This window comes from Holtiella tumoricola (assembly GCF_027857615.1).
Lineage (GTDB): Bacteria > Bacillota > Clostridia > Lachnospirales > Cellulosilyticaceae > Holtiella > Holtiella tumoricola.
Window position 1 is genome coordinate 40,887 of record NZ_JAQIFT010000029.1, and the last position, 20,797, is coordinate 61,683.

The 20,797-nt window shown below is 33.4% G+C and carries 19 protein-coding genes and 1 tRNA gene; 15 read left to right on the forward strand and 5 right to left on the reverse strand.

All coding sequences use genetic code 11. The annotated features are described in order from the left end of the window. Positions 1–126 precede the first annotated feature (126 nt). Entirely contained in the window at positions 127–1,197 is a 1,071-nt protein-coding gene (locus PBV87_RS06940; RefSeq protein ID WP_301335059.1) for a glycosyltransferase family 4 protein, read from the forward strand. Continuing rightward, entirely contained in the window at positions 1,197–2,231 is a 1,035-nt protein-coding gene (locus tag PBV87_RS06945) for a lysylphosphatidylglycerol synthase transmembrane domain-containing protein (RefSeq protein WP_271011640.1), read from the forward strand. Before PBV87_RS06940 ends, PBV87_RS06945 begins: the two co-directional genes overlap by 1 nt. Before the next feature lie 24 nt (positions 2,232–2,255). Here the strand turns inward: PBV87_RS06945 and PBV87_RS06950 are convergent. Next, positions 2,256–2,328 (reverse strand) — tRNA-Met (locus PBV87_RS06950). Between the two features lie 160 nt (positions 2,329–2,488). Between PBV87_RS06950 and PBV87_RS06955 the strand changes: the two genes are divergently transcribed. The 12 genes from PBV87_RS06955 (at position 2,489) to PBV87_RS07010 (ending at position 13,892) form a co-directional block, all read left to right on the forward strand. Then, the gene (locus PBV87_RS06955; protein WP_271011641.1) at positions 2,489–3,328 is read left to right on the forward strand and encodes a PHP domain-containing protein; all 840 of its coding nucleotides are present in this window, start codon (positions 2,489–2,491) and stop codon (positions 3,326–3,328) included. 122 nt (positions 3,329–3,450) lie between these two features. Then, complete coding sequence (locus tag PBV87_RS06960; protein WP_271011642.1) at positions 3,451–3,798, forward strand: hypothetical protein; 348 nt, start codon at positions 3,451–3,453, stop codon at positions 3,796–3,798. 192 nt (positions 3,799–3,990) lie between these two features. After that, positions 3,991–4,890: a helix-turn-helix transcriptional regulator gene (locus tag PBV87_RS06965; protein WP_271011643.1), complete on the forward strand. Its 900-nt coding sequence runs from the start codon at positions 3,991–3,993 to the stop codon at positions 4,888–4,890. A gap of 88 nt (positions 4,891–4,978) precedes the next feature. Then, complete coding sequence (locus tag PBV87_RS06970; RefSeq protein WP_053986169.1) at positions 4,979–5,239, forward strand: zinc ribbon domain-containing protein; 261 nt, start codon at positions 4,979–4,981, stop codon at positions 5,237–5,239. Continuing rightward, positions 5,236–6,120, forward strand: coding sequence for an SPL family radical SAM protein (locus tag PBV87_RS06975; RefSeq protein WP_271011660.1), 885 nt, complete (start codon positions 5,236–5,238; stop codon positions 6,118–6,120). The genes PBV87_RS06970 and PBV87_RS06975 overlap by 4 nt, the downstream gene beginning before the upstream one ends. Before the next feature lie 126 nt (positions 6,121–6,246). Next, positions 6,247–8,550, forward strand: coding sequence for a bifunctional glutamate--cysteine ligase GshA/glutathione synthetase GshB (gene gshAB, locus PBV87_RS06980; RefSeq protein WP_271011644.1), 2,304 nt, complete (start codon positions 6,247–6,249; stop codon positions 8,548–8,550). Positions 8,551–8,962: 412 nt separating this feature from the next. After that, positions 8,963–10,600, forward strand: a complete 1,638-nt coding sequence (locus tag PBV87_RS06985; RefSeq protein ID WP_053986388.1) for a ribonuclease J — start codon at positions 8,963–8,965, stop codon at positions 10,598–10,600. Between the two features lie 220 nt (positions 10,601–10,820). Continuing rightward, positions 10,821–11,060 (forward strand): hypothetical protein, encoded by a 240-nt coding sequence (locus tag PBV87_RS06990; RefSeq protein ID WP_271011645.1) that lies wholly within the window; start codon positions 10,821–10,823, stop codon positions 11,058–11,060. 135 nt (positions 11,061–11,195) lie between these two features. Next, positions 11,196–11,741: a GNAT family N-acetyltransferase gene (locus PBV87_RS06995; protein WP_271011646.1), complete on the forward strand. Its 546-nt coding sequence runs from the start codon at positions 11,196–11,198 to the stop codon at positions 11,739–11,741. A gap of 46 nt (positions 11,742–11,787) precedes the next feature. Next, positions 11,788–12,279 (forward strand): ferritin-like domain-containing protein, encoded by a 492-nt coding sequence (locus PBV87_RS07000; protein ID WP_271011647.1) that lies wholly within the window; start codon positions 11,788–11,790, stop codon positions 12,277–12,279. Between the two features lie 135 nt (positions 12,280–12,414). Next, a complete protein-coding gene (locus PBV87_RS07005; protein WP_271011648.1) occupies positions 12,415–13,080 on the forward strand; it encodes a response regulator transcription factor in 666 nt (221 codons plus the stop codon). A 302-nt stretch (positions 13,081–13,382) separates the two neighbouring features. Next, positions 13,383–13,892, forward strand: coding sequence for a GNAT family N-acetyltransferase (locus PBV87_RS07010; RefSeq protein ID WP_271011649.1), 510 nt, complete (start codon positions 13,383–13,385; stop codon positions 13,890–13,892). Positions 13,893–14,027: 135 nt separating this feature from the next. On the opposite strand, the gene PBV87_RS07015 is transcribed toward PBV87_RS07010, so the two are convergent. The 4 genes from PBV87_RS07015 to PBV87_RS07030 form a co-directional block, all read right to left on the reverse strand. After that, positions 14,028–16,037, reverse strand: a complete 2,010-nt coding sequence (locus PBV87_RS07015; protein ID WP_271011650.1) for an FtsX-like permease family protein — start codon at positions 16,035–16,037, stop codon at positions 14,028–14,030. Continuing rightward, positions 16,027–16,794 (reverse strand): ABC transporter ATP-binding protein, encoded by a 768-nt coding sequence (locus PBV87_RS07020; RefSeq protein WP_053986163.1) that lies wholly within the window; start codon positions 16,792–16,794, stop codon positions 16,027–16,029. The genes PBV87_RS07015 and PBV87_RS07020 overlap by 11 nt, the downstream gene beginning before the upstream one ends. Positions 16,795–16,803: 9 nt before the next feature. Then, entirely contained in the window at positions 16,804–17,628 is an 825-nt protein-coding gene (locus tag PBV87_RS07025) for a TraX family protein (protein WP_271011651.1), read from the reverse strand. A 103-nt stretch (positions 17,629–17,731) separates the two neighbouring features. Beyond that, positions 17,732–18,748 carry a sensor histidine kinase gene (locus tag PBV87_RS07030; RefSeq protein WP_271011652.1) on the reverse strand — a complete coding sequence of 339 codons (1,017 nt, stop codon included), beginning with the start codon at positions 18,746–18,748 and terminating at the stop codon, positions 17,732–17,734. Positions 18,749–19,092: 344 nt separating this feature from the next. Between PBV87_RS07030 and PBV87_RS07035 the strand changes: the two genes are divergently transcribed. Then, positions 19,093–20,739 carry an RNA polymerase sigma factor gene (locus PBV87_RS07035; protein ID WP_271011653.1) on the forward strand — a complete coding sequence of 549 codons (1,647 nt, stop codon included), beginning with the start codon at positions 19,093–19,095 and terminating at the stop codon, positions 20,737–20,739. Positions 20,740–20,797: the final 58 nt, after the last annotated feature.

Consider the following 20,797-nt stretch of genomic DNA (forward strand, 5'->3'; position numbering starts at 1 on the left):
AATTAAGAATAACCCAGAATAACTTTAAGAAAACTTAAGAAATAGAATCAGGGTTTTTAATAATTGCTTGATAATATAGTAATATAAACAGCATGGTATAGCTTATAAAATGAACGGGGGATTATTATGATTTATAAAATTGATATGCTCTCACAGGCAGCAAAAGTAAAAGGGCAAGGTGTACTTTCTGCTTATGATGAACAAGTAAACCTTGTAAAAGAGGGGTTAAAGGACCAATTTGTAGTAACTGAAAATAAATGGCCAGATGCAGACATTACTCATTATCATACTGTCAATTTTAGATATTTCTTATCTATCCCATTTGCAAAATTTAACGGGGTAACAGTAGGATATGTGCACTTCTTGCCAGAAACAGTAGATAGTAGTTTACAGTTACCGAAGGTATGCAAGGCGGTTTTTTATAAGTATCTTATACAGTTTTATAAAAGTATGGATCATCTTGTAACAGTTAATCCATATTTTATTGATAGATTAGCAGCTTATGGGGTAGACCCAGAAAAGGTAACTTATATTCCTAATTTTGTTTGTGATAAACAATTCTATCCAATGGAAAAGTCTAATAAGAAGAATTTAAGAGAGAAATATAACTTAGATACGGATAAATTTACGGTATTATGTGTAGGACAGCTCCAAACGAGAAAAGGTATATTTGACTTTATACAAATAGCTAAAGAAATGCCTCATATGCAATTTGTATGGGCAGGAGGCTTCTCATTTGGGAAAATGACAGATGGCTATAAAGAAATTAAAGAAGTAGTGGAAAATCCACCAGACAATCTTAAGTTCTTAGGAATTATCGATAGAGAACTGATGAATGAAGTCTATAACTTAGGAGATGTGATGTTCTTACCATCTTTTGAAGAATTATTCCCAATGACTATTTTAGAATCTATGAATTGCAAAATACCTATTTTATTAAGAGACATTGATATTTATAAAAATATACTATTTGATTTCTATTTAAGAGGAAATAATACAGAAGAATTTAAAAATATTTTAGAGCGTCTATCACAAGATGAACTCTACTATCAAAAGGCATGTGCTTCCTCTTGGAAAGGGCATGAATTTTATCATAGAGACCATGTATTAAGCATGTGGGATGAATTCTACAATCAAATCTTAAATGAAACAAAGCCAGTAAAGATTAAAACCTTGCTGAATAGGTTTGTAGGATAATGAAGATTAAAAAAAGAAATTTAATTATTATCTTAATTTCTCTTATAGGAATCATTAGTTATGTAAGTTATAAAGAACAGAGTAATCTCTTAATGATTTTTAGTAAGGCAAAGATAGAGTGGATTCTAGGTACACTACTACTCATGGTAGTGTACTGGGGCCTAGAAAGTTTTATTTTACACTTAGTGACTGCAAAGCTTCATCCTAGGCAGAAGTTTAAGTCTACGGTTCAGACCACAATGATCGGGCAGTTTTTTAACTGCATTACACCTTTTTCTAGTGGAGGTCAGCCGATGCAAGCATTGCATATGGTTAAAACAGGCGTACCTTTTGGAATAGCCAGTAGCTGTCTGCTTACTAAATTTATAGTCTATCAAGTTGTACTTACGCTATACTCCTTGGTGGTTTTATATTTTAAGCTAGAAGAATTCTCACAGACCGTAAGTGGCTTTACTTATATGGTGTGGTTTGGATTTGCAGTGAATACAGCCGTTGTTCTTGGCTTACTTTCTATTGGTTACTTTAAAAATGGGACTGTTAAATGGACATGCAAAGTAATAGATGGGTTAGGAAAGCTTGGATGGGTCAAGGATGTAGAAAGAAAAAAGCACTACATTAGAAAAGAATTTGATAGCTTTTATAAAAGCTTTAAATGGATGAAACAGAATAAAGAAATGATTTTAGCAATGATGATTTGTTCAGTCATTCAGCTTACAGTGTATTTTTTAGTACCTTATTTTATACTAAGGGCTTTTAATCTAAATGGATCAGTAATATCAATCATTTCAGCACAAGCTTTTGTGCTTATGATTTCAAGTTTTATTCCATTACCAGGCGCAGCTGGAGGGGCAGAGGTAAGTTTCTTTACTTTCTTTAGGCTATTCTTCCCGCCAAATCTTTTAAATGTCTCCATATTGATATGGAGAATGATCACTTTCTATTTAACTATATGTGTAGGCATGTGCTTTACATTTTGGAAGAAAGATGAAAGACCAGTAAGAGAACGATTAAAAAACAAAACAAAAAAAGCCTAAATCGTAAGATTTAGGCTTTTTAAATTGCGGAGTCAGGACTTGAACCTGAGACCTTCGGGTTATGAGCCCGACGAGCTGCCAACTGCTCCACTCCGCGTCAATGTGATAAAAGTAGTATATACCTAATAAAAAGAGAAGTCAACACTAAAAGGGAAAGAAAATTATACAATTTTTGGAAAATGAGTTTAGACTTTAGTAAAGATACGCTTTTAGGTATAATGGTTATAACAAAGAAAAGACTTAAAGGAGGAGAAAGAATGAAAGTAGATTTACACATGCATACTTATTTTTCTGATGGAACCATGTCGCCACAAGAAATTGTAGATAAAGCAGTAGATAGAAATGTAGAGATTTTAGCTATTACAGATCATAATAAATTAGAATCTTGGGAAGGATTGCAAGAAGCAGCACGTAAAGCAGGTATTATCCCTATTCGTGGAGTAGAGATTAATGCCAGCTATAAAGATAAAGTAGTACATCTTCTTGCCTATGGATTTGAAGATTCTAAACGTCTTTTTGAGCTGATTGACTTAGCAGACCGTGAAATGAATCGTATGAGTGATGATCTTGTTGTAAATTTAGAAAAGGTAGATTCACGTGTTTCAGTAGCTGATTTTGAAACCTATACGTATGATAGACGTAAAGGTGGATGGAAAGGTCTACATTACCTATTTGATAGAGGACTAAGCTCAAGATTATTTGAGGGATTTAGATATTATAGAGAATATGGTTGTGATTTCACAGAGTATGGATTCCCAAGTCTTGAGGAACTATGTGATGCGATTAAAGAAGCAGGTGGATATAGCGTGCTTGCTCATCCCATGTCTTACTTCAAAGAACTCTCACAAGAAGCTTTAGAAGAAGAATTAGAAACACTTAGAAATATGGGATTACAAGGTGTTGAATGTTACTATCCAACACATAGTGAAATGATGACTAAGACCTGTTTAGACTTCTGTAATAAGCATAATATGCTTATTACAACAGGAAGTGATGAACATGGAGAGTTTGGAAAAGAAGCAAAAACTTTAGACCAAACCATTGGATGTATGAATATAACAAGAGACATGGTAAATATCAAGCCATTACTTAAATAAAAAAGGAAAAGGGAGATTTGATAAGAATTAATTAGAAAATTCTTATCAAATCTCCCTTTTTAGTTGGATTCTGTAGTAAAATAAAGATAGCATCTATTTTCTAATTATAAGGGGGATAAGCTATGAATTATTATATTGTATTCCAAAACAAATCTTTTGAAGTAGAACCTGATTTAGAAGGCGTTTTAGAAGGAGATATGATTTTTACTTACATAGGTGGGACCATCGTATCAGTGGGAACAGTCGTTAAAGGAGCTTATCCAAGCAAGGAGCCGAGTACACTTGATGTACAATATGAATGGTTAGAAAGCAAGTTATCTGTTAAACCTATTTTTTCTAAGATTAAAGAATTACTAGGAAAAGAGCCAACACCGTTTACCAAACAAGGTAGACATGCGGTAGCAGGGAGCTTACATAGGCTTAACCAAGAATGTGGGCAATTTATAATAGAAAGGATGTTGATTTCTTAAGCGAAACTTAGCTTAAGAAATAGAAGAGAACGTTTTACAAAAAGAGAAGGTTACTACCCTTATAAGGTAGCGACCTTTTTTATTTTTAGATATTAGTGTATAGAAGTTTTGGCTTGGAAAAGCAAATGAAAATAAGGTACTATAAAAGAAAGAGCAAGTAAGAAGGGGGAGAAGATCATACAAGTTAATCGTTTGTTTGAGATAGTATATATTTTATTAAATAGAGAAAGCGTGACAGCTAAGGAGCTAGCAGAACGTTTTGAAGTATCTACTAGAACAATCTATAGAGATTTGGATACATTAAGTGGTGCAGGTATACCTGTTTATGCGACGAAAGGCGTTGGGGGTGGAATCAAACTTTTAGAGCGCTGTACATTAAATAAGTTAATTTTATCGGAGGAAGAGCAAAGTGAAGTATTAATGGGATTGCAAACTTTAAAGGGAGCAAGATACCCTGATGCTCATCAAGTTATAGAGAAATTAGGAAGCCTTTTTGATAAGGTACAAGAGGATTGGATAGAGGTAGACTTTTCACATTGGGGAAGTCCAAAAGAGGAAAAGGATAAATTTACAATTATTAAAAAAGGAATTATAAATAATCAATGTCTACAGTTTGAATATTTAAGTAGCTATGGGGAAAAGACTTTGAGGATAGTAGAGCCTGTAAAAATGACCTTTAAAGGGCAAAATTGGTATGTGCAGGCCTTTTGTAGGAATAAGGAAGACTATCGTACTTTTAAAATTACAAGAATGAGACAGATTCAGCTATTAGAGGATGAATTTGAAATCAGACAGATACTACCGCCTACAATAGATAAGCAGGTAGAGGAAGTAAGACCAGAAGAGTGGATTCAACTTAAACTTCATTTTAACCCCAATATGGCATTTAGAGTGTTTGATCAATTTGAAGAAGAGGATGTCAGCTTGCTTAAAGATGGTAGCCTAGAGGTAAATGTACGCTATCCAAGAGGTGAATGGGTATGGAGTTATCTTCTGTCCTTTGGAGATCAAGTCACAGTTATAGAACCATTAGAGATAAAAGAACAGCTCAGACAGCAAGCTCATGCTATATTAAAAAAATATAGTTATTAAATATGACATACAGTTGTCGTATTTGTAATGTTAAGCTACTTATAGACTATGAGGTAGTCATTTAAAAAGCAGAAGGGAGCTTAATACAATGAGCGAAATGAAAGTATGTCAGTCTTGTGCAATGCCATTAACAAATGAGGAGGAGCTGGGAACAAATGCAGATGGTAGCCTAAATGAAGCGTATTGTAAATATTGCTTTAATGAAGGAAAGTTTGTAGGTGAGATGACAATGGATGAGATGATTGAGTTCTGTGCACCTATTGTTGTAAAAGAGAAGGTTTACCCAGATGTAGAAGCAGCTAAGCAAGCGATGAGAGGCTATTTCCCAACACTTAAAAGATGGAAATAAAAGAAATACCGGCAAAAACCATTATAACAAGAACAAAAGATGAAAGTTGGTTTGGTACACGTTATAATATGAATATTTATAAAGGATGCTGTCATGGATGTATTTACTGTGATAGCAGAAGTGGTTGTTATCAAATAGAGAACTTTGATGAAGTGAGAGTAAAGGCAGATGCCCTTACTCTCATTCGTAATGAATTAAGGCGTAAGACGCAAAAGGGGATTATAGGAACAGGTTCTATGTCAGACCCTTATAATCCTATTGAACAAAAAATACAGCTTACAAGACATGCCCTAGAACTTATAAGTGCCTATGATTTTGGTGTAGCCATTGCTACTAAAAGTAGCTTGATAAAAAGAGATATAGATGTCCTTAAAGTAATCAAACAACACGCACCTGTTATAGCTAAAATTACAGTAACAGCTGCAGAGGATAGACTGGCTAAAAAGGTAGAGCCTTATGTATGTCCTTCATCTGAACGCTTTGAAGCTGTTAGGGCATTAAGTGAAGAAGGTATTTTTACTGGTATATTGATGATGCCAGTCTTACCTTTTATAGAAGATACTGAAGAAAATATTTATCAAATTGTAAAGCAAGCGCATGAGAATGGAGCCAAGTTTATTTATCCAGCTATGGGGATGACACTTAGGCAACAGCAACGAGAGTATTTTTATGAGCATTTAGATAAAGAATTTCCAGGCATTAAAGAAAAATATATGTCCTACTACGGTGAAAATTATATGTGTACCTCTCCTAATGCCAAGGCCTTGTGGAAGCTATTTAGTACAGAATGTGAAACACGAGGGATAGTATATAGGATGCAAGACATTATACATTTAGCTAAAAAAGGATATGGGAGTTTACAATTATCATTGTTTGAGTAATAATAAAATGAAATAAATAGTATAGCGTCCTTCTATAGAATGAGGGACGCTTTTTCATGTTTTTTTGAGTTTAGGACACAATAAAATTAAATGACCTAAATTGTATGAGAAGAAAGAGGAGCAACAATGCTAAATGAAATCAAACAATTATTTAAAGGAAAAGAACTTCTTAAAGGACATTTTGGAATTGAGCGTGAAAGTTTAAGATGTGATAGTTATGGAAATTTAGCAACGACACCTCATCCAGAAGTATTTGGAGCTAAGCTTTTTAATCCTTATATTACAACAGACTTTTCTGAGAGTCAGGTAGAGCTTATTACACCTGCTTTTGAAACAATAGAAGAAACACACAAGTTTTTATGTGCTTTATATGATATTACAGCATTAGAGTTAGGAGATGAGTATCTATGGCCTCAATCTATGCCTTGTAATATCCCTGATGATCAGCAGATTCCACTTGCAGAATTTTGTAAATGTCCTTCAGGAGAAAAAGCTTATGCCTATAGAAGAAAGTTATTAGCTAAATATGGAGGCAAGCGCCAGCTTGTTTCAGGAATCCATTATAATTTTTCATTTAATGAGGATTTTATTAGAAAGTTATATGAACATGGACCTAAGGATAAAAGCTATAGAGAATTTAGAGACTATCTCTATTTAAAGGTTGCGAGAAACTATTTACGTTATCGTTGGCTTTTAATTTACCTATTAGGTAGTAGTAGTGTTATGCATGAAAGTTATGTAGAAGAATGTGTTAAGCAATTACAGGAAGTGGCAGAAGATAGTTATACCAATGATGGTGCCCTTTCTTATAGAAATAGTGAGTATGGTTATACCAATAAGGTTGAGCTATTTCCAAACTATCAAACCATAGAAGACTATACAAAAAGTCTAGAGAAGTTTGTAACAGACGGACTCATTGAAAGCCCTAAAGAACTCTATAGCCAAATTAGATTAAAAGCTTATGACAATGAAAGCCTACTAGAATCTTTACAAGAAGAAGGTATAGCCTATTTAGAATATAGGAGTATTGATATTAATCCTTTTGAAAAATCGGGGATTAAGTTAGATGATTTATATTTCATGCATCTATTTAATCTGTTTTTATTATTAGAAGAAGAATCAGACTATACCAAATGGCAACAAGAAGCACTTAAGAATCAACGCTGTATAGCGAAGTATGGGCAAAAAGAAAATCTTCTTTTAAGAGAAGGGAAGTTAGTTAGTAAAGAAGAATGGGGTATAGAAATATTAGAACGCATGCAAGAAATTAACTATGTTCTAGAATTAGGGCAAGAAGAAGTCTTAAACGAAATGATTAAAAAGGTTGAAGATTATACCCTAACTTATGCCCATCAAATAGTAGAAATGGTGAAAGAAAAAGGCTACCTTAAGGCAAGTATAGAGCTTGCAAGGAACTATAAAAATGATGCCTATCAAAAACGTTTCAAGTTTGAAGGTTATGAAGATATGGAGCTCTCTACTCAAATTTTAATGAAAGAGGCAGTCAAGAGAGGAATTAAAATAGAGATCCTTGATAGAGAGGAAAACTTTATTGCTCTTAAAAAGAGAAATCATGTAGAATACATCAAACAGGCGACTAAGACAGGCGCAGACAACTATATAACAGCACTTATGATGGAAAATAAGATTGTTACTAAAAAGTTGCTTAAGCAGAAAGGGATACGTGTACCTGAAGGTGAAAGTTTTAGTCATATAGATGAAGCGAAAGATAAAATAGACTTATATATAAATAAGCCAATTGTAATAAAGCCTAAATCAACAAATTTTGGTATAGGTATTAGTATTTTTCCTACAGGTGCAAGTAAGGAAGATTTGCAAAAAGCTTTAGAAATAGCATTTTCTCATGATGATGCAGTGCTAGTAGAACGTTTTATTCCTGGAAAAGAGTACCGATTCCTAGTGATTAATGATGAAGCGGTAGGTATATTACATCGTGTTCCGGCAAATGTTATAGGAAACGGTACACATACAATTCGGGAATTAGTAGAAATAAAGAACCAGAATGTATTACGAGGAAAAGGCTATAAAACACCGCTGGAGAAGATTCAGTTAGATGAAAGTGCAAAACTTTTCCTAAAGCAACAAAATAAAGATTTTGAAACAGTACCTTTGTTAGAAGAAGTAGTTTTTTTGAGAGAAAACTCAAATATTAGTACAGGTGGAGATAGCATTGACTATACAGATCAAGTACATGAGTATTTCAAGAAGATTGCTGTAGCAAGCGCTAAGGCAGTAGGAGCTAAGATTTGTGGCGTTGATATGATGCTAGAGAATATAGAAGATGTAAAAGCTAGTTATGGGATTATTGAACTCAATTTTAATCCAGCCATCCATATACATTCTTTCCCTTATAAAGGTAAAGAACGGAATGTAGCAGTTTTAATTCTCAAACTCTTAGGGTTTGAATAAAACGAAAGAGACTAGATAAAATTAAAGTTTTATCTAGTTTTTTATATTGTCAAAAGATGGAGGTTTGACAATTAGGGCGTGGACCTATATACTAAAAGAGTTAAGTAAGCTTATAAAGCTACCTGAATGGAACGGTCAAATGTAAATATTAAGGGTATAAAAAGGAAATCGGAACGGCAAATTAAACGATTTAACCTGAATATTGTACCTATTATTAGACAAAATGAAATAAACGTAAATTTAATTTTAAAAACCGAGAACAATAGTATTTTTGAAAGAGAAATATTCTTAAAAATCGATACAAATTTATAAGTATAGCAAAAAATGAGACTAAAATATAAATACATTAAAAAAGAAAGAGAAATATGGAGGTAAATGCGTGACAACACGACACACAAAAGGAAAACTTAAAATGATTTCCCTAGGGGGACTAGGAGAAATCGGAAAAAACATGACTGTTTTTGAATATGGGGAAGATATGATCATCGTTGACTGTGGATTATCATTCCCAACAGATGATATGCTAGGAATTGATTTAGTTATTCCAGACATTACTTATTTGACACAGAACAAAGATAGAATTAGGGGTATTGTTTTAACACATGGACATGAGGATCATATTGGTGCATTACCATATATCTTAAAAGAATTAAATGTACCTGTTTATGGAACACAACTTACTATTGCACTTGTGGAAAATAAATTAATTGAACACAAGATGATGAACACAACAACTAGAATTGTTGTAAAACAAGGGGATACAATTAAACTCGGAAGCAGCTTTAAAATTGAATTTATCCGTTCTAACCACAGTATAGCAGATGCCGTTATGCTAGGAATTTGGACACCAGTAGGTACACTTATTCACACAGGTGACTTTAAAGTAGATTACACACCAATTAGAGGTAGTGTATTAGATTTACATCGTTTAGCAGAACTTGGAAAACAAGGTGTTTTAGCCTTACTTGCAGATAGTACAAATGTAGGGAAATTAGGCCATAACCCATCAGAAAGAAAAGTTGGGGAAACTATAGATAAGGTATTTAACCAATATAAAGATAGACGTATTATGGTTGCTACTTTTGCTTCGAATATTGACCGTGTGCAACAAGTAATTACTGCAGCACACAAACATAATCGTAAAGTAGCAGTACTAGGTCGTAGTATGGTCAACATTGTACGTACAGCGAATGAATTAGGATATTTAGATATTCCAGAAAAGACTTTAATTGAGTCAAATCAAATTAATCGTTATAAAGATGAAGAACTTGTAACAATTATGACAGGAAGCCAAGGTGAGCCAATGGCTGCTCTATCTAGAATGGCATTCTCAGAACATAAACAAATTGATTTAAAACCAGGAGATGTTATTGTACTTAGTTCAACACCTATTCCTGGGAATGAAAAAACTGTATCAAAAGTTGTTAATGAGTTAGCGAAAAAAGGAACTATTATTGTACGTGAAGATACTCACGTATCAGGCCATGCAACTCAAGAAGAACTTAAACTCATTCATGCACTTGTAAGGCCAAAATACTTTATTCCAGTGCATGGTGAATATAGACACTTACAACAACATACAGAACTTGCTGTAGAGCTAGGAATGGAAAAAGAAAATACAATGATTCTCTCTATTGGAGATGTGCTTGAGATGAATGCAGAAGGTTGTAAAGTTGTAGGACGTGTACCATCAGGACAAGTTCTAGTAGATGGACTTGGTGTAGGTGATGTAGGAAATGTCGTTCTTCGCGACCGTAAACTTCTTTCACAAGATGGTCTCATCATGGTTGTTATGACATTAGAGCGCGATTCTAAAGCCGTTGTATCGGGACCAGATGTGATTTCACGTGGATTTGTGTATGTAAGAGAAGCAGAACCACTTATGAATGAAGCAAAACGTGTTGTTCAACGTTCGCTTGACCATTGTCAAGATCAAGGCATTGTAAGTTGGTCAGAGATTAAGAGTGTTGTTAAAGATGATCTTAGAACATTTATTTGGCAAAAAACAAGACGTAATCCAATTATCTTACCGATTATCATGGAAATTTAATAATATAGAAGAAACTGCTACATTAAGGTGTAGCAGTTTTTTGTATAAATTAATATATTTTAACTTTTTTATGATTCAAGGATAGTTACTTATGGTGACCGAGAGGCTATATTTTGCTAGGGAGATTACTTGTTGAAATATTTAGACTTGCAATATAAACTTATACGTAAGAAGAGTAAAATAGATATTCATTTATCTATGTTTGGAGGGAGGATTTAAAATGAATAAGTTATCATGGGGAAGTCTAATAATTCTTTTAGCTAGTTTAGTACTATCATTAGAATTATATGCATTAACATTCTTAGCAGAAATAATCAGCTTTGATCCTGAATCGCTATTAAGATATAACGACCTTATCAAGGGTGCCGTAGGAGTGATGTGTGGATTAATTGTATATGGTGTTATGTTGGTACTCCTACATTTCTTAGAAGTACATAAAAAGGATAAGTACAGTAAATAGTTATTCTGTCAAACGGAGCAGCCCCTTCAGTCCAAGGGACTATATTTCTGTACTATATCCTCAATATTGTCTAACAGAGTCAAATATTATAATTCAGTAATAGAAGTAATAAAAGTAATAAAAGGGGAGAAGGAGATGAAAGTATTAGAAACAACACGTCTTGTATTACGCCCATGGACATTAGAAGATGTGGAAGACTTATATGATTATGCAAAAGATCCTAGAGTTGGGCCCAATGCAGGATGGCCACCACACAAGGATAAAGAGATGAGTAAGAAGATAGTGGAAAGCTTTATAAAAGCAGGAGATGTCTATGCCATAGAATTAAAATTTCATCATAAAGTTATAGGGAGTATTGGGTTGCATGAGATAAGTAAGAAGGATGAATTTGGTGTGATGGAACAACGAGAAGTAGGCTATGTACTTCATCCAGAATATTGGGGGATGGGATATATAACAGAAGGGGTAAAAGCAGTACTTAGTTATGCATTTGAGGTGTTACACATAGATGTTATATGGTGTAGTCATTTTGAGTTTAATGAAAGATCAAAACATGTTATAGAAAGATGTGGATTTAAATATAGTTTTACAGAAAATAAGAGATTAAATCTTTTAGAGAAACAAGAAGTAAAATGTCTATGTTATAGCTTAACTAGAGGAGAATATGCACTTTTATCCTAATTTTTCCATAAACTATAAGGAAGAATCATTATAAAGGAGCTTTAAAATGCGAAATTCTTATCCTCATTATAATAGAGCACAACTCAACAAAATGCGAAATGATACAACGAATGTACCTGCAACTTATAAATCATTAGATCAAGCACTTATGTCTATATATGATTCAGTTCAAGATGAAAAAGAAGATGAACTCTTCTATAATTACTTAATTGGTGCAGCACCAACACCAGAAGAAAAAGCGATTATTACTACCATTCGTGATGATGAAAAGAAGCATAAGCAAATACTTAGACAAATTTATCAAAATTTCACAGGGCAACAAGTACCAGAGCCAAAAGATGTAGAATTTGTGAAACCTAAATCTTATATTGATGGTGTTAAGCAAGCATTATTTGGAGAATTAACAGCAGTAGAGAGATATCGTGACATTCGTGCTGGACTTCCAACAGAGTATTATAGAGATGCAGTCTTTGAAATTTTAACAGATGAGCTCAAACATGCGACAAAATACAACTATATTTTAAATATAAATAAGTAAATAGAAGAGACTATCGCAAATTGCTAGGTGATAGTCTCTTCTATTTATGTAAAAGTTCTAGAGGGGATAAAAGGAAAAGATTATGGTAGACTAAGAGTAATCGATGTAAAACTTACATATATATTGGAGGAAGAAATGTATAAAATACTTATAGTAGAGGATCAAGAGAAAATACGTAATGAATTAGGTGAACTTTTAAGACGATATGGCTATGAAGTAGTAATAATAGAAGAGTTTGAAAATGTGTTAGAAGATATTAAAAAGGCAGAAGCACATCTTATTTTATTAGATATAAACTTACCTGTATATGATGGGTACTATATTTGTAAGGAAATAAGACAAACTTTAGATACGCCTATTATTATTGTTACAAGTAGGGATAGTGATATGGATGAACTGATGAGTATGAATTTAGGAGCAGATGACTTCGTCACAAAGCCTTATAATACTCAAATACTTTTAGCTAGAATAAGTGTACTCCTAAAAAGGGCCTATGCAGGGTACCAAGAGGTTGTACAATTTAATAATTTTAAAATAAATTTCTCTAAAGGCATACTCATAAATGATGGACAAGAAGTAGAACTTACGAAAAATGAGATGAAAATTCTTGCCTGCCTTACAAAAGATAAAGGATGTATTGTTTCAAGAGAAGACTTGGTCAGCTATTTATGGGACAGTGAATGGTTTGTAGATGATAATACTTTGACTGTTAATATCAATAGATTACGTAAAAAATTTGAAAGTATTGGTGTAGAAAATGTGATTCAAACGAAAAGAGGACAAGGCTACTTTATAGAATAACTCATGCAGTTTGATTAGTGCCTCTACCGGTGTAGTCTCTGAAGCGAGGTAATTGACATTATTAAAGACAAATGGTATTCTAATAAAAAAGTAAATAATGTCATCGGAGGACAGTACACCATAGTGTAGGGGATAGTAAGCATACCGCTTGCAGGCCGCCTGTTAGAAAAGATGTCGAGTGAGCTCGGTTATTACATATATGTAATAGCCGAGTATTTTTATTTTTAGGAGGTATGAAATGAATATGATAAAGAAAAGGAATGTGGAATGTTTATATTTGAAAAACGAAAAGGGGTGCAATAATGGAATTTTCACTTGTGAAGATTAATGATGTAGACTTAATGCAATATAAGAAAGACATGCAGGAGGCCTTTCAGAAAGGGTTTGAAGATGTCTTTGGTAAGACTGGAGGTATTATTCTTCCTGAAAAAGATATCGACTGTTCCTTGAACGAGAAAGGTGCTATCGCATATAAAGCAATTGTTGACGGCCAAATGTGTGGGGGTGCTGTCGTAGTTATTGATGATGAAACACAAAACAATCACCTTGATTTGCTCTATGTAAAATCTAGCGCTCAAACAAAAGGAATTGGCTATGCAATTTGGAGTGAAATTGAAAAATTGCATCCCAATACAAAGGTATGGGAAACTAGTACTCCCTATTTTGACAAAAGAAATATTCATTTTTATATAAATAAATGTGGCTTTCATATAGTGGAATTTCAAAATGAACATAATCCATCATTAGGTACATCCGAAGATTTTATTGGTGATGGAGGGGAGGGAATGTTTGTGTTCCAAAAGCGAATGTAATTTAGCAAGTTCTAGTTTATAAAGCTATTACAACAGTAATGTCAATAAACCAAATAGTTATTTCCTTACTTAAAATCCCCCTACCATTTTAATTTAAATGCTAGGGGGATTTGATATGCGGCTATATCCTCAATATTATCTAACATAGCCATTATTTAAAATGACATTTTTAGCGGTGATATAAGTTGTAAGGAAGTAGCCGCCGTAGATAACAACAAGAAAGAATGCTGTTATAAAGGTTGTAACACCTAAGGAGAGGCTGCCAAATTGGACTATAAAGTTATTAGTAATATTAAGTCCAACTATTGAGTGTACAAGGGCTAGACTTAGTGGTGTAAAGAAATAGAGTGCAATCTGAGTGAATAGAGAACGTTTAAGGGTATCATAAGGTACACCTAGTTTTCTCAGAATTTCGTAGTGTGCGGTATGGTCTGTGATCTCAAGGAGTTGCTGGAGAGCAAGAATTGCTGCGCTAGCAATTAAAAATACAAAACCGATATAAATACCTATATAAGTAACGATTGTAGATAATCCTAGAGAAGCTTCATAGGTGCTGATCTTAGTTGTGTAGGGTATAAAGAAACCTTGATTATTATGTCCTATATCTTCAAGAGATTGAGTGAATAGTGCTTCACATTCTTCTTTGTTATTAAAGAAATTAATATTTAAATACATGCTAGAGACAGACGCATTAACTAAGAACTCATCATTTAAAACTAAAGTGAGTTGGTTACTTGTAAAGTAGCTGGTCTCAAGGGAGTAGTTAAGAGATTCTCTATATTTTGGAGATAAGTCCTGACCACTGATAGTAAGTTTCTTTTGAAGTCCTAAGGGTTCTTTACAAAGATTAATATAGGTATCTACATTAGATGAAATTGCATATTCATTAGGGTCTAAAGTAATAGGAGTAGCCCCTTGATACTTAAGTATATTATTGAAATCTGAAAGCTTAATAGCAGTGAGATTAAGGTCTTCGTTAAAATTATAAAGGTGGCTATAGGTGGCCATAATTTCTGGACTAAATAGATCGCTATAATGAATTGGTGCCTGGTAAAGGTTAAACTCGAGATATTCCTTTGCAATATCATTAAGAGGGAAGTTATAGCTTTCAAGTTGCTTAATGAGAGAATCTTGGTCTTCCTCACCCCATACATATAAGGTGGCATCATAAGGTGTTGTAGACTCTAGAGTAGAAGTAAGTGTTTTGCTCATACTAAGACCTGTAGAGAGTACACCAATTGTAAAGAAAAGCATAAGGCAAATAACACTCATAGAAATATGATGTGTTTTAATTTTACTCATTACTTGGTTTACAATAAAAAGATTAATGTTTTTATAGTAAAAGGTTTTGTATTTAATACAGAGTTTAGATACAATTCCAGCTATAGAATAAAAGAATAAATAAGTTCCTATACAACCAAGGAGAATGGCACTAAGTAAGCTTGTATCAAAAGAGCGAAGTCCATTAATACTCGCCAAGGTATAAGCGATTATTAAAATGACAAGAGAAAGAATAAAGAAGAAGCATGCGAGGGGAAAGTTAGGCATTTTTAAAGTCTCATTTTTCTTTTCTCCTTGTAAGAGGTCAATCAGTTTATATTTTGCAATACTAACCGTATTAAAGATGATAACGATAACAAAAAGTATTGTAAAGAATACAATAGATTTGCAAGCGGCACTACTAGAGAAAATAAAGGTAAAAGATTTAAGGTCTACGGCAAAGAGTTGTGCTGTAACAATAGATAATCCGTGAGACAAAAACGTACCTAAAACTAATCCACTGATAAGAGCAAAGATAGCAATAATTAAAGACTCTATAACCAATAATAAGTTAACCGTGTGGCGATTCATGCCTAAAGTTAGATAAAGGCCTAATTCCTTTTTACGTCGTCTAATGAGGAAGTGGTTAGCATAGATCATGAGAAAGCCTAAGATAAATGCTACAAATATAGAAATAATCCCCATAAGTTGTGAGAGATTCTTGATGATTTCTAATTTAGAAGTAGTAATCTCCAACATAGCTTGTTGAGCATCTAATGCATTAAACATATAAAAAATGCATACACCAAATGTTAGTGTTAGGAAATAAATCATATAATCCTTAAAACTACGTTTAGCATTACGTAAAGAGAGTTTAAAGAACATTGTGGGTGTCACCTCCGAGAAGGGTTACGACCTCTATAATACGATTAAAGAAGTCTTTGCGGTTATTATTACCTCTTATAAGCTCAGTAAAGATTTTGCCATCTTTAATAAAGAGAATACGCTTAGCATAGCTTGCTGTAAAAGCATCATGAGTAACCATCATAATAGTAGCGTTAAGTTTGGTGTTTAAAAACTCTAAGCTTTCAAGAAGAAGCCTAGAAGATTTTGAATCAAGAGCACCTGTAGGCTCATCAGCTAAAATAAGAGATGGATGTGTGATGATGGCACGCGCACAAGCAACACGCTGTTTTTGGCCACCAGAAAGCTCATAAGGATATTTAGAGAGGATATTGGTAATACCTAGTTGAGTAGCTAATGTATGGATACGCTCTTCAATTTCCTTAGGATTTACTTTTTGAATAGTGAGTGCAAGTGCAATATTTTCAAATGCAGTTAAGGTATTAAGTAGGTTGAAATCTTGGAAGATAAAACCTAGATGATTACGACGAAAGGTAGCAAGCTTCTTTTGAGAAAGAGTTGTAATATCTTGTTCGTCTATAATGATATGTCCACTTGTAACGGTATCGATTGTTGAAATACAGTTAAGGAGAGTGGTTTTACCACTCCCTGAAGGCCCCATTATAGCTACAAATTCTCCTTTGTCTACATCTAGGTTAATATGGTCTAGAGCTTTGGTAACATTACCACGAGAACCATAATATTTTTGGATTTGTTGTACACTTAATAGTTTTTCCATAAAAGCCTCCTATTTGAATCCGTTTATAAGATAAGCTACACCGAGTAAGATATAGAGGTGAGCTGGGTAGTAGATATAGAAGAAAGAACGCATACCTTTTCCTTTTTGGCCATTATAAAGAAGAAGAAAAGGTAGAGCTAAAATCATAAGCCATTGGTAATTAATATAAAATAGGTTATCTACTGAGAATATCATACCTGTTGTCAGATAGAAGGTAATGATACAGAAAACAGTATAGAAAAGTCCCATATGTTTTTTATTGTTATGGCATAAATAGAAACCAATACCTAATGCAATCCAAAGAATACCACCTTCTACTAATAAAGGTAAAGGAATGGCTACAAGTACAATCCTAAGTACCCAAAGTGGTAGAGTTTCCATACTCATCAAAACAATGAAAGAAGCAAGAATAGGAGTGAGTATAGCAAGGAGGTTAAGAAGTCCTTGACCGAGCTTGTGTTCTTTAAAAGCAACAATAGTTTTTTCACCAAAGTGGATAAAGAAGGTGATAAGGAACATCGTTGCGAAAATATTATTGATAATCATACCACCATTTGGCATAGGGAAATAGGTGTTGGCAAGGTTGTTAAGGAGTGCCATACCTATAGAGGCTATATATAAGCGGCTCATGTATTTCATGCGGTTACGAGTGTGGTACATACCTTCAGCAACCATGAAAATAAAGATAGGTGCAGAAATACGCCCAATAATTCCAAACCAAAATGGGATAGGGATAATCCCTATAAGCATTTGTTGAATGTGGTCAAATGTCATAAAAATAAGTGCGAGTAATTTAAGATCAAAGCTAGTTAGGCCTTTTTTAATAAAATCCATTTTGAATACCTCCGTAATGAGTTCGTTAAGATAGATTTATCATACAGAAGTCTAAAAGAAGTTGCGATGGATTAGACTAACAGCTAACTTACAAATTTGTAAGTTAGCTTTCTAGAAGGTGCATTTTACTTTTGGGAAAGATAAGAGTGACAGTAGTACCTTGTGATAAAGTAGAAGTAAGTGAGAGACTTAGTCCAAGCTTGTTGGCAAGTGTATGACAAAGATAAAGTCCGATACCTGTAGACTTTCCATATTTACGCCCATTTTCACCTGTAAAGCCTTTGTCAAAGACACGACGCAAGTCGCTTTCTGGTATACCTACCCCGTTATCTTGAATAGTAAGATGAATACTGTTTTCCTTTTCAATAGCAGAAATAGAGATGATTTTATGAGGCTTATCTAGGTATTTAACAGCGTTACTAATAATTTGGCTCAGCATAAACTCGACCCATTTAGAATCACTATAGATTGTATAGTCAGGAATATTTAGCTCCAATGTAATAGGAAGAGAAATAAAAGTCTTAGAATACTTTTTAATGACAGTATTAATTATTTTTTTTAGAGATAAAGCTTTAATAATATAGTCTTTCTCAGTTAAATGGCTCCTAGAATAAAAGAGAACCTGTTCTATAAAGTTATTAATCTTATCAATTTCTTCATCCATACTACGGATTTCAGGTGTTCTATGATTTTGGGCAATAAGTTTAGCAGAAGCAATAGGCGTTTTAATTTCATGAATCCAAAGTTCAATGTATTCTTCATATTCAGATTGAAGTTTTTGATAATAGTCAATTCTATCATTCATAGATTTATTTGTAGATTTCAAGATAGTGTAAAGCAATCTACCTTCTAGAAAGTCAGGTTCAGAAATAACTTCTGATAAGAGATACTTTTGATCAAGAAGCTCTAGTTCATCTAGGACATTATTGTAATAACTAGATTTCTTGGAAAATTCATGAAGTAATAAAGTAGTATAAGCTACAAGAAAAGTTAAATTAAAGAAAATAATGGAATATAAAGGTAGATGCATAACAACAAAAAATAAACTTGTAAAGAGCATAAGACCTATATAAATGAGTAAAGTCCAAAGTTTAGTACGTATGAAATCAAGAAAATGCATGATAAAAACTCCTTATATGAAATGAAAGATCAATATAGCTTCCTTTAATATAAACCATATTTGTAAAAAGGTATACGGACCACGCAAATGTCGGAAAATGAAAAAGTATGATTTTACATATAGTCATAGGCACAACTTTAGGTTATAATAGGCTAGGACAAATTAGAACTGTTAATGGAACACGGTTTGGGGAAAGCTTAGACAATAAGATGACTTATTGCTCTAGGCTTTTTCTTATATACAGGTAATATCATATAAAAAATAATAAAATTTAGGGTAAAGTGCTAACCAGATATATTTTCTACCGACTATACAAGTGAAAGAAAATTAAATTGAGGGGAATTATGAGAACAGAAAACGTAAGAAAACAAATAGAAGACAAACTTTTTCTAGATAAACTATACGGATTTGCCTATAAGAGATGTAATCATTCAGAAGAAGCAGAAGACTTATGCTCGGATATTGTTCTAAGGATTTTAAAAAGTATAAATCAAGTAAGCGAAATTGAAAACTTCAATAGCTATGTATGGAAAATAGCTCACCATACCTATGCAGACTACTGTGAAAAACGTAGAAAGCAAAGAGAACGTATAAGTATGGAGTCCTACAGTGAGAATGAATGTACAAGTATGCTAACACATTCTATTGAAGAGTATATGGAAAATCAGGAAGATCGTAGCCAATATACAAAGATTAAAAGGGAGATAGGCTTCCTTTCTAAATTGTACCGTGATGTTATGATTATGTATTATCTAGATGAGATGAAAGTGTCTGAAATTGCAGCCAAACTTAGTCTTACAGAAACCACAGTTAAACAACGTTTGTTCTCAGCCCGAAATACAATTAAGAAAGAGGTAGAGAAGATGGAAAGCAGAGATTTAACTTTACAACCTATTCATATTGATTTTATGGGGACAGGAAGTCCTATTGGAAATGATCCAACAGTAAAAGCAGAGCGCATGTTCTCACAAAATTTGATATATCTTTGCAAAGATATACCACGTAGTGCAAAAGAACTAGCAGAGATTTTAAATGTACCAATGCCTTTTATAGAGGAAGAATTAGAGATTCAATGCGCAGGGGCAAATGGAGAATATGGATTATTAAGAAAAACAGAGAATGGAAAATATATTGCCAACTTTATAATGGTAGAAAAAACAGGGATAGAACAAGTTAATCAAATGTACCAACCAAAAGTTGATTGCTTTGTGGAGAAAATTGGAGCATATCTAACGAAGAATGAAAAAGAAATTTTAGATTTTCCTTTCCTAAATAAACAGGTAGACCTATCTTTTGTGGCATGGTCTCTTATTTCCATGATGTTTTGGAGATATGCGGAACAAGTAAGTAAGTGCCTAAAAGAACAATATTTCAGTCATATTGAAGAAAGACAAGAAAAATATATTACATGTGGAGAAGTGGGCGACAGTAAGGGGAGTATATATGAGGGGTTCTATGGCTCAGATGGCATAATGGCTTATAATGTATGTGGCTATAAGATGGTGAAGTGCCAAAATATCTATGGAACACGTCTAGATAAACATTTTGCTTGTGGGCATGATATAGCTAATGATCAGCAATTATTATTAACTTTACAGGCAATAGAGGGTATAAAGCGTGATGAATTATCTAAGCAAGAGCAAGAAGTTGCAGCAAAAGCTATTGAAGCGGGTTATTTAAAGATTGAGGAAGGGTATTTATATCCTAAAGTGTTAGTGATGAACACAAAGGATGAGCAAAAGTTTTATGAGCTATCTTATAAAATACAAGGAGAGCTAAAAGACTTAGTAGAGGAGACGGTAGATGATCTCTATCCACTTATTAAAAAGCTTGTACCCAAGCATCTTTTGAATGAATATAAGATGTTTGTAACAATGACACAATTAAGATTGATGGATTGGGTTGTAGAGGGATGTATACAAAGAGGGATTTTAAGTACACCTCCCAATCCTATATGTGCAGAAGGAACTTGGATTATGGTAAGTAAATAAATAATTTATCAAGTAATAAAGAAGTAAGGATCGTTTTTTGACGATCCTTACTTCTTTT

Coding starts and splice junctions, on each gene's coding strand:
- PBV87_RS06940 (WP_301335059.1), top strand. CDS start 127: ATGATTTATAAAATTGATATGCTCTCACAGGCAGCAAAAGTAAAAGGG.
- PBV87_RS06945 (WP_271011640.1), top strand. CDS start 1,197: ATGAAGATTAAAAAAAGAAATTTAATTATTATCTTAATTTCTCTTATA.
- PBV87_RS06955 (WP_271011641.1), top strand. CDS start 2,489: ATGAAAGTAGATTTACACATGCATACTTATTTTTCTGATGGAACCATG.
- PBV87_RS06960 (WP_271011642.1), top strand. CDS start 3,451: ATGAATTATTATATTGTATTCCAAAACAAATCTTTTGAAGTAGAACCT.
- PBV87_RS06970 (WP_053986169.1), top strand. CDS start 4,979: ATGAGCGAAATGAAAGTATGTCAGTCTTGTGCAATGCCATTAACAAAT.
- gshAB (WP_271011644.1), top strand. CDS start 6,247: ATGCTAAATGAAATCAAACAATTATTTAAAGGAAAAGAACTTCTTAAA.
- PBV87_RS06985 (WP_053986388.1), top strand. CDS start 8,963: ATGATTTCCCTAGGGGGACTAGGAGAAATCGGAAAAAACATGACTGTT.
- PBV87_RS06990 (WP_271011645.1), top strand. CDS start 10,821: ATGAATAAGTTATCATGGGGAAGTCTAATAATTCTTTTAGCTAGTTTA.
- PBV87_RS06995 (WP_271011646.1), top strand. CDS start 11,196: ATGAAAGTATTAGAAACAACACGTCTTGTATTACGCCCATGGACATTA.
- PBV87_RS07000 (WP_271011647.1), top strand. CDS start 11,788: ATGCGAAATTCTTATCCTCATTATAATAGAGCACAACTCAACAAAATG.
- PBV87_RS07005 (WP_271011648.1), top strand. CDS start 12,415: ATGTATAAAATACTTATAGTAGAGGATCAAGAGAAAATACGTAATGAA.
- PBV87_RS07010 (WP_271011649.1), top strand. CDS start 13,383: ATGGAATTTTCACTTGTGAAGATTAATGATGTAGACTTAATGCAATAT.
- PBV87_RS07015 (WP_271011650.1), bottom strand. CDS start 16,037: ATGTTCTTTAAACTCTCTTTACGTAATGCTAAACGTAGTTTTAAGGAT.
- PBV87_RS07020 (WP_053986163.1), bottom strand. CDS start 16,794: ATGGAAAAACTATTAAGTGTACAACAAATCCAAAAATATTATGGTTCT.
- PBV87_RS07025 (WP_271011651.1), bottom strand. CDS start 17,628: ATGGATTTTATTAAAAAAGGCCTAACTAGCTTTGATCTTAAATTACTC.
- PBV87_RS07030 (WP_271011652.1), bottom strand. CDS start 18,748: ATGCATTTTCTTGATTTCATACGTACTAAACTTTGGACTTTACTCATT.
- PBV87_RS07035 (WP_271011653.1), top strand. CDS start 19,093: ATGAGAACAGAAAACGTAAGAAAACAAATAGAAGACAAACTTTTTCTA.